Here is a 7,708-nt window from a genome sequence, read left to right as displayed (position 1 = left end):
AACCGCTCTTCCGATCTGCTACATATAAAAAATTAAATTAATTTATTCTGATTTTGAAAGTTTATAAAAAAGTTTTTTCTTATAAATTCACAAACACATCATAAAATTTTATTTTATCATATTTGTTTACTCAATTACGAATTTTCTTTGAAAAAACACGTTTCATACTTAAAAAAGGCTTTTTTGAGATTTAAAAAGTTATCTCCTTATTTTCAAAATTAAAAAACAAAAAAATAATCATTAAAAAATAAAGTAAAATGTAAAACCTCAAAATAATAGTTATTATCTGGTGAAGAAAGTTGAAAAAAACACTATAAAAAGGTACTTGATTTATCGTTTAAAAAATTTATTATAATTTTTCTCAACCTTTATACAAAAAAAGATACTCTAAAAGTATCTTTTTTTGTATAAATAAAATTATTTTTTCAATAAAGCAAACATTCTTTGTTTATAAACTTCAACACCTGGTTGATTGAAAGGATTAATTTCTAAAAGAGAACCAGACATAGCGCAAGCTTTTTCAAAGAAATAAACTAAATAACCCAAGTTATATTCGTCTAATTGAGGCACAGTCAATTCTAAATTCGGTACCTGTCCTTCAATATGAGCTTGTTTGGTCGCTGTTTTAATTTTTTGATTAATATCTGTATAATTTTGACCTGCTAGATAATTAAGTCCATCTAATTCATTCTCTACTTGAGGAATGGCTAAATCTTGGTCAAAATGGCCTACATTTAAAACTGTTTCAAAAAAAAACTTACTTCCTTCTTGGATGAATTGTCCTAAAGAATGAAGATCAGTAGAGTTATTAATAGCTCCCACAAAAAGACCTTTTTCGTCTTTACCTTCGGATTCTGCAAATAATTGTTTCCACCATTCAGAAAAACCTAATAAATGAGGTTCATAACTAACTAATAATTCCATTTTTTTATCTAATTTAGTGTGCAAAAGATAACGGGCTGCTGCGTATTGATACGCTTCATTTTGATTTAAATCATCAGATGAAAAATCTAAATAAGCTTGATGAGCTCCTTTTAACATAGCCTCTGCATCTAAATTAGCAAAAACAAAAGGTAATAATCCTACAGCAGTTAAAACGCTGAATCTTCCGCCAACATTGTCAGGAACAACAAATTTTTCGTAACCTTCTTGGTTAGCTATATTTAATAAAACACCTTTTTTACTGTCTGTAGTAGCAAAAACACGTCTTTTAGCTTCTTCTTTGCCGTACTTTTCTTCTATTTCTTTTTTCAATACTCTAAAAGCTAAAGCAGGTTCTAAAGTAGTACCAGATTTAGAAATAACGTTAATCGCCCAATTCTTATCTTTTAAATAATAAGTCAAATTTATTAAATAATTACCTGACACTTGATGACCTGCGAATAACACTTCAGGTTTAGTTTTTTGAAAAGGAATTTGAAGCATTTCTATTCCTGCTTTAGCACCTAAATAAGAACCACCGATCCCTATCACTACTAACACATCTAAATCCGGATGTTCTTTTTTTAATTTTTTTATTTTTTGAATTTCCTCAACGTCATCGTTCAAAGGTAAAGTTAACCATCCTAAAACAGTATCTTTTAATTCTTGATCTTCATGCAGTTTTTGATGAATTTTTTTAACTTGAGGAGCTAGTTTTTTACTTTCCTCATCCCAATTTAAAAAATTTTGGATTCCATCTAAATTTAAGTTTAAACTCATATCAACACTCCATAATTATCTTTTGATTATTGCAAATATATTTTTAAAAAACTATTGTTTTTTAATAAATAATAATTAGAGACTAAATGGAAAAATAAATCATCTTTAAGAGAAAATACAATATGCTTTATTTATACTTTATAAAACATATTGTATTTGGTTTTTTAGCGGTTTTGTTATATTAGTTAAAAATTATAAAAATTTAGACATTTTGCGCAATAATCTTACCAATTGACTAACATAACTCATTTCGTTATCATACCAAGACATTAATTTTATAAATTTAGGATTTTTTTGAAGAATTTGTAAAGTATTAGAGTCATATAAAGAACCATAAGAAGTTCCTACAACGTCAGAAGATACGATAGGATCTTTAACGTATCCTAAAGTTTCATTAGCATTTTTAGCAAAAACTTGATTGACTTGTTCCGCTGTTACTTCTTGGTTTAATTCTACTGTAAGGTCCACTAAAGAACCTGTTACAGTTGGAACTCTAACAGATGTACCATCTATTTTACCTTTTAATTCAGGCAATACTAAACCAATAGCTTTCACTACTCCTGTAGAAGTAGGAACCATGTTAGAAGCTGCTGCTCTACCACGTCTAGCCCAAATACCTTTAGAATGATTTTGATCAATTAAAGTTTGGTCGCTTGTGTAAGAGTGAATTGTTGTCATAAACGCTTGGTTAATGCCGAAGTTATCATTTAACACTTTCGCAACAGGCGCTAAACAGTTAGTAGTACAAGAAGCTCCACTAACAATGTGATCATCTTTAGTTAAAACATTATCATTGACATTGTAAACAACTGTTTTTAAATCGCCAGCAGCAGGAGCACTAATTAAAACTTTTTTAGCTCCAGCTTGTAAGTGTAGATCCGCTTTTTCTTTACTAGCGAAAAAACCAGTACATTCTAAAACAACATCTACATCTAATTTAGCCCAAGGCAAATCTTTAGGATTTCTTTCTTGAAAAACAGGAATTTTTTTCCCATCCACTACTAAATGATTATCTTCGTAAGAAACAGAATCTGTTTTATATAATCCTTGAGCAGTATCGTATTTTAATAAATAAGCGATTGTTTCTAAATTAGATAAATCATTGATGCCAACAACTTCAAATTGAGGGTTAGCAAAAATGGAACGAAACACTAATTTTCCTATACGTCCAAAACCGTTAATGGCTACTTTTGTTTTTTTGTTCATAATTTGTTATACCTTTTTTTAAATTATTTTTTCATAAATTTTTTTATTCAATATTTTCGATACATTCCAACCCAAACATTGGCTTGCCTTCTAAATATTCTAAAAAGGCTCCTCCGCCAGTAGAAATGTGGCTAAAATAACCGTCTAAACCAAATTTAAAGACAGCAGCTGCACTATCACCACCACCGATGATTGTAGTAGCTTTATTATGCATTTGACTTATTATTTGTGCTATTTCTTTAGTGCCTTGAGCGAAATTATCAAATTCAAAAACTCCTAAAGGTCCGTTCCAAACAATAGTTTTAGCTAAAACTAAATGTTTTCGAAATAAAGCGACTGTTTTAGGACCGATATCTAAACCCATCACATTATCAGAAATATTGTTAACATCAGAAACACTAACTTTAGTTTCGTTAGCAAATTCTTCGCCACAAACAACATCTGGACCTAAAACAATTTTCTTACCTTCTTCAGAACTTAACAATTCTTTCACTAAAGATATTTCATTTTCTTCTAGTAAACTTTTGCCTACGTTATAACCTTGCGCTTTTAAGAAGGTAAAACTCATACCGCCCCCGATTAAAAGAAAATCAACTTTTTTCAAAAGATTACGAATGATTTTAATTTTATCATATACTTTAGAACCACCTAAAACCGCTACTACGGGTCTTTGAGGCGTTTTGATGATTTTATGAAGAAAATTAATTTCTTTTTCTACTAAAAAACCGAAATATTTTTCTTCCATATGTTGAGCAATACCTACGTTAGAAGCATGACTGCGATGAGAAGTTCCAAATGCATCATTCACGAAAACATCGCCTAAAGAAGCCCAATATTTTCCTAAATCAGCGTCATTTTTACTTTCTTTTTTGTTGTCTAAATCTTCAAAACGAGTATTTTCAAACATCAAGACCTCTCCAGGGAGAAGTTTTTCAATAGCTGTTTCTAAAATTTTTCCTCTTGTTTGAGGTACGAAATAAACTTTAGCATTCAAATGAGAAGATAAATTTTGAGCCACCACTTCAAGACTATATTTTTTTTTATCATCTTCAGTTTTAACCCTGCCGAAATGAGAAAAAACAATTACTTTAGCTTCATTTTGAATTAAATATTTTAAAGTAGGCAAAATAGCTTTAACTCTATTATCATCTGTAATACGTTTATTCTCTAAAGGAACATTTAAATCTGCTCGTAATAAAACTTTTTTATTTTTGACGTTAGCTGTAGAAAGGGTTTTTATCATCATACCAAAAATACCTTTTTTTCCAAATCTTGTTTAATTATTTTTTGTTGCGTACTTTCATTATGGCTTTTTTTAATAAATTTCACAAAGATAAGAGTTACGACTATTAAAACAATAATGTTACTTCCAGCCGTACTCCAACCGAATTGACTATAATGGTTTATATCAGTTGCAAGGTGCAATAAACTTAATAGAGATATTCTCAATGAAACTCTTAAAAGATTCATCCAGAATGATACTTTAGCGCTCTTATTGTACGAAATAATATAACCCATCATCATTGAAGCCCATACAGAAGTGAAAAGTGATAATTGTTCATAAAATAAAATCGTTTTAAAACCTTGCATTTCTTCCGATGAAAAATCTCTGGTTGGTTTGAAAAATTTTAATAATTTTTCGCCATAAAATTGATTCACCAAAATACCGACTATGCCTAAAATAGTCGTAATAACAAAAACATTTTTAAAAATTTTCAGAGTTTTTCGTGAATCTTGATTGCTAGATTCTTGCGACACCATGACTGATTGTCCATCTTCAAAAGATTGCGATAAAGAGTAAACAATACCATTCACTAACGCTGCTAAACCGGCAATCCCTAATAAAGAAGGTTCATAAAATTTTGTCGTCAAAGTGTTAACCACTGCTTTACCAACTTCATAAGTAGCCTTACCGACCACTAATCCGCCAGATAATTTAGAAAATTTTTTTAACACTTCAGAAGAGAATTTGAATTTTTTGAAATCTAATCTGGTATCGTTTTTCTTATTAAAGAACACAAAATCAACAGCTATAAAAGTAATCAATAAATCAGAAAATAAAGTAGCTAATTGCAAATCAACAATACTTACCTTTCCTTCTCCTCTAAACCATTTATAACCAAAGGCTAAAAGCACTCTTGCTGAAATGTTTAAAATATTTAAGAAGAAAACAAAACGCGTTTTATTTTTAGCTCTTTCAATTCCAATAAACACTACATTAATAGTCATAAAAATGAAAGATATTAATTGAATTTTATAACATAAAGCGCCACCATCAGTACGATAACTAACGGGTAAAAAAAGGTCGACATTAGGTATTATAGCACCAATATAGAATACAATAGATAATAAAAGGCTTAAAATAATAGAAAACAAAAAGGCTAAAGTTACGTATTCTTGTGTTTTTTCTTTATTATTTTTTTTATATTCTTGGGCTATTAAAATAACTCCCGCGCCGCCTAAACCCATCGCAATAGCTTGAAAAACTTTACCAATTTGTTTCATCAAAGTAATGACTGAATCGATATTTTTATTTGTTTTTGTAGGAGTTCCAACAATATAATAATCTACTGCAGATGTAAAATGTTTAAATATTAAATAAATAGCAACTGGAATAGAAATAACGATTAAATTTTTCCAAATCGAACCCTGAAACTGAGGTTGAGAATTATTTTTGTTTAAATTTTTTTGTTTAACCTTTGTAGACACTTTTAAAATTTATCCTTTACTTCTTAATTAAAAAACTAAATAAATATTTTTATTGAGTTATTTTGTCAAATACATCAAACACTTCGTCTTTTAAATAGGGTTGATCAAAAATGTTTTTAAATTCAAGATGAGTTAATTTGTTGCCTTGAATTCCGATACCACAATTATGAATGTCTTTTTTTAACAATTCAACCGCATAACTGCCCATTCTGTTGGCTAAAATTAAATCTTCAGCTGTAGGAGTTCCACCTCTTTGAATGTGTCCTAAAATTTGAGCTCTTGTTTCAAAACCGCTATATTTTTCCACTTCTTTAGCTAATTCATTAACTGCGAAAATATGTTCTGTCACCACTATAATAGCATGTCTTTGGTTCTTTTCGTATAATTCTTTAACTTTATCAAAAATAGTTTGTTTATCTAAAGATTTTTCGCTTGTGACAATCATATCCACTCCGCCAGCAAGTCCACCGTATAAAGCTAAATCGCCTTTGCGTCTGCCCATTACTTCAATAATGCTGCATCTACGATGAGAAATAGAAGTATCGCGTAATTTTTCAATCGCATCCACTACATTATTTAAAGCCGTACTGAAGCCAACTGTATAATCTGTAGCATTAATATCGTTATCTATCGTAGCAGGAATGCCTATGCATTTAATGTTTAATTCATCTAGCTTCATAGCTCCATGATAAGAACCATCGCCGCCAATAACCACTAATTTAGTAATCCCTAAATCAGTTAAATTGTTAGCACATACTTGACGAACTTTTAATTCATTTTGAAAAGGTAAAAAACGTGAAGTACCTAAAAAAGTACCTGATACATTGATAATTCTGTCTAAAGAATCAGGCGTTAACAATTCTATTTGATTGTTATATAAACCTAAATAACCGTCTTTTACGCCATAAACTTCATAATTTTGATTAGTTCCTGCCATAACGACTGCTCTAATAGCAGCGTTCATCCCCGGAGCATCTCCGCCTGAAGTTAAAACAGCGATTTTTTCTAAATTTTGTTCATTTTTCATTATTAATATAACCTTTTTTTTATAAATGTTATTTTGAAATTATGCTTTATTAACAGAACCAAATAAAGTTAATTTATGTTTTAATTCTTTTTTAATAGCTAAAAAGCCTGGATTTAATAATTTTCTTGGATCATATCCTTTATTAACTAAATCTTTGCCTTCTTCAATATATTTACGTGTAGCTTCAGCGAAAACTAATTGAAATTCAGTATTAACATTAATTTTAACCACTCCTAAAGAAATAGCTTTTTTAATCATGTGTTCAGGAATACCAGTTCCACCGTGAAGAACTAAAGGGATTTGTTCTTTAGTCAAAGATCTAATTTTAACAAAAACATCAAAATCTAGACCTTTCCAATTATCTGGATATTTGCCATGGACGTTGCCAATACCGGCAGCTAACATATCAATGCCTAATTCTGTTATTTGTTTACATTGATTAGGGTCAGCAATTTCGCCTTGACCAACTACTCCATCTTCTTCTCCACCGATACCGCCTACTTCGGCTTCCAGTAAAACTGATTTTTCACGACACAATTGAGTTATTTGACGAGTTTTTTTTAAATTTTCTTCAAAGGGGTAATGACTTCCATCAAACATAACAGAAGTGAAACCAGCTTTAAGAGCTTCTTGAGCACCTTCAAAAGAGCCGTGATCTAAATGAAGTATTACAGGAACGCTAACATTATAAAAAGCATCTAATTCTTTTACCATAGCAACAACAGTTTTAAAACCTCCCATATATTTAGCAGCACCTTCTGACACTCCTAAAATGACTGGTGATTTTAATTCTTCTACAGTTTGTAAAGCAGCTTTAATCCATTCTAAATTATTAATATTTACTTGAGCGATTGCATAACCTTCTTGGTGAGCTTTTAAAATAACTTTTTTATCGGAAGTTAACACTGACAAATCCTTTCTTAAATGTATTTTCTTATATAAAACGTCCTTGATAGATTTTATATATAAAATTAAACATTACAACATAAATTTATTTATAAATGAATTATGATGGATAATTCAATTTATAAAACAATGTTTATATTATATATACATTTATTATAT

General features: G+C 29.7%; 6 protein-coding genes. All 6 read right to left on the bottom strand.

Translation table 11 applies throughout. The annotated features are described in order from the left end of the window. Positions 1-417: 417 nt before the first annotated feature. The 6 genes from RI76_RS02470 to fba all read right to left on the bottom strand — a co-directional run bounded on the left by RI76_RS02470 (position 418) and on the right by fba (position 7,549). Entirely contained in the window at positions 418-1,701 is a 1,284-nt protein-coding gene (locus RI76_RS02470; RefSeq protein WP_017192567.1) for a glucose-6-phosphate isomerase, read from the bottom strand. A gap of 192 nt (positions 1,702-1,893) precedes the next feature. Beyond that, complete coding sequence (gene gap, locus RI76_RS02465; protein ID WP_017192566.1) at positions 1,894-2,907, bottom strand: type I glyceraldehyde-3-phosphate dehydrogenase; 1,014 nt, start codon at positions 2,905-2,907, stop codon at positions 1,894-1,896. A 43-nt stretch (positions 2,908-2,950) separates the two neighbouring features. Further along, complete coding sequence (locus RI76_RS02460) at positions 2,951-4,150, bottom strand: phosphoglycerate kinase (protein ID WP_026072060.1); 1,200 nt, start codon at positions 4,148-4,150, stop codon at positions 2,951-2,953. Then, the gene (locus RI76_RS02455; protein ID WP_017192564.1) at positions 4,150-5,616 is read right to left on the bottom strand and encodes an MATE family efflux transporter; all 1,467 of its coding nucleotides are present in this window, start codon (positions 5,614-5,616) and stop codon (positions 4,150-4,152) included. The genes RI76_RS02460 and RI76_RS02455 overlap by 1 nt, the downstream gene beginning before the upstream one ends. Before the next feature lie 49 nt (positions 5,617-5,665). Beyond that, positions 5,666-6,643 (bottom strand): ATP-dependent 6-phosphofructokinase, encoded by a 978-nt coding sequence (locus tag RI76_RS02450; protein ID WP_017192563.1) that lies wholly within the window; start codon positions 6,641-6,643, stop codon positions 5,666-5,668. A 39-nt stretch (positions 6,644-6,682) separates the two neighbouring features. Next, positions 6,683-7,549 carry a class II fructose-1,6-bisphosphate aldolase gene (gene fba, locus RI76_RS02445; RefSeq protein ID WP_017192562.1) on the bottom strand — a complete coding sequence of 289 codons (867 nt, stop codon included), beginning with the start codon at positions 7,547-7,549 and terminating at the stop codon, positions 6,683-6,685. Positions 7,550-7,708 lie beyond the last annotated feature (159 nt).

The sequence above is a fragment of the Milkweed yellows phytoplasma str. MW1 genome (assembly GCF_000309485.1).
Taxonomy (GTDB): domain Bacteria; phylum Bacillota_I; class Bacilli_A; order Acholeplasmatales; family Acholeplasmataceae; genus Phytoplasma.
Note: the sequence above shows the minus strand (reverse complement) of the source record. Positions and strands in the feature narration are given on the sequence as shown.

Coding starts and splice junctions, on each gene's coding strand:
- RI76_RS02470 (WP_017192567.1), bottom strand. CDS start 1,701: ATGAGTTTAAACTTAAATTTAGATGGAATCCAAAATTTTTTAAATTGG.
- gap (WP_017192566.1), bottom strand. CDS start 2,907: ATGAACAAAAAAACAAAAGTAGCCATTAACGGTTTTGGACGTATAGGA.
- RI76_RS02460 (WP_026072060.1), bottom strand. CDS start 4,150: ATGATAAAAACCCTTTCTACAGCTAACGTCAAAAATAAAAAAGTTTTA.
- RI76_RS02450 (WP_017192563.1), bottom strand. CDS start 6,643: ATGAAAAATGAACAAAATTTAGAAAAAATCGCTGTTTTAACTTCAGGC.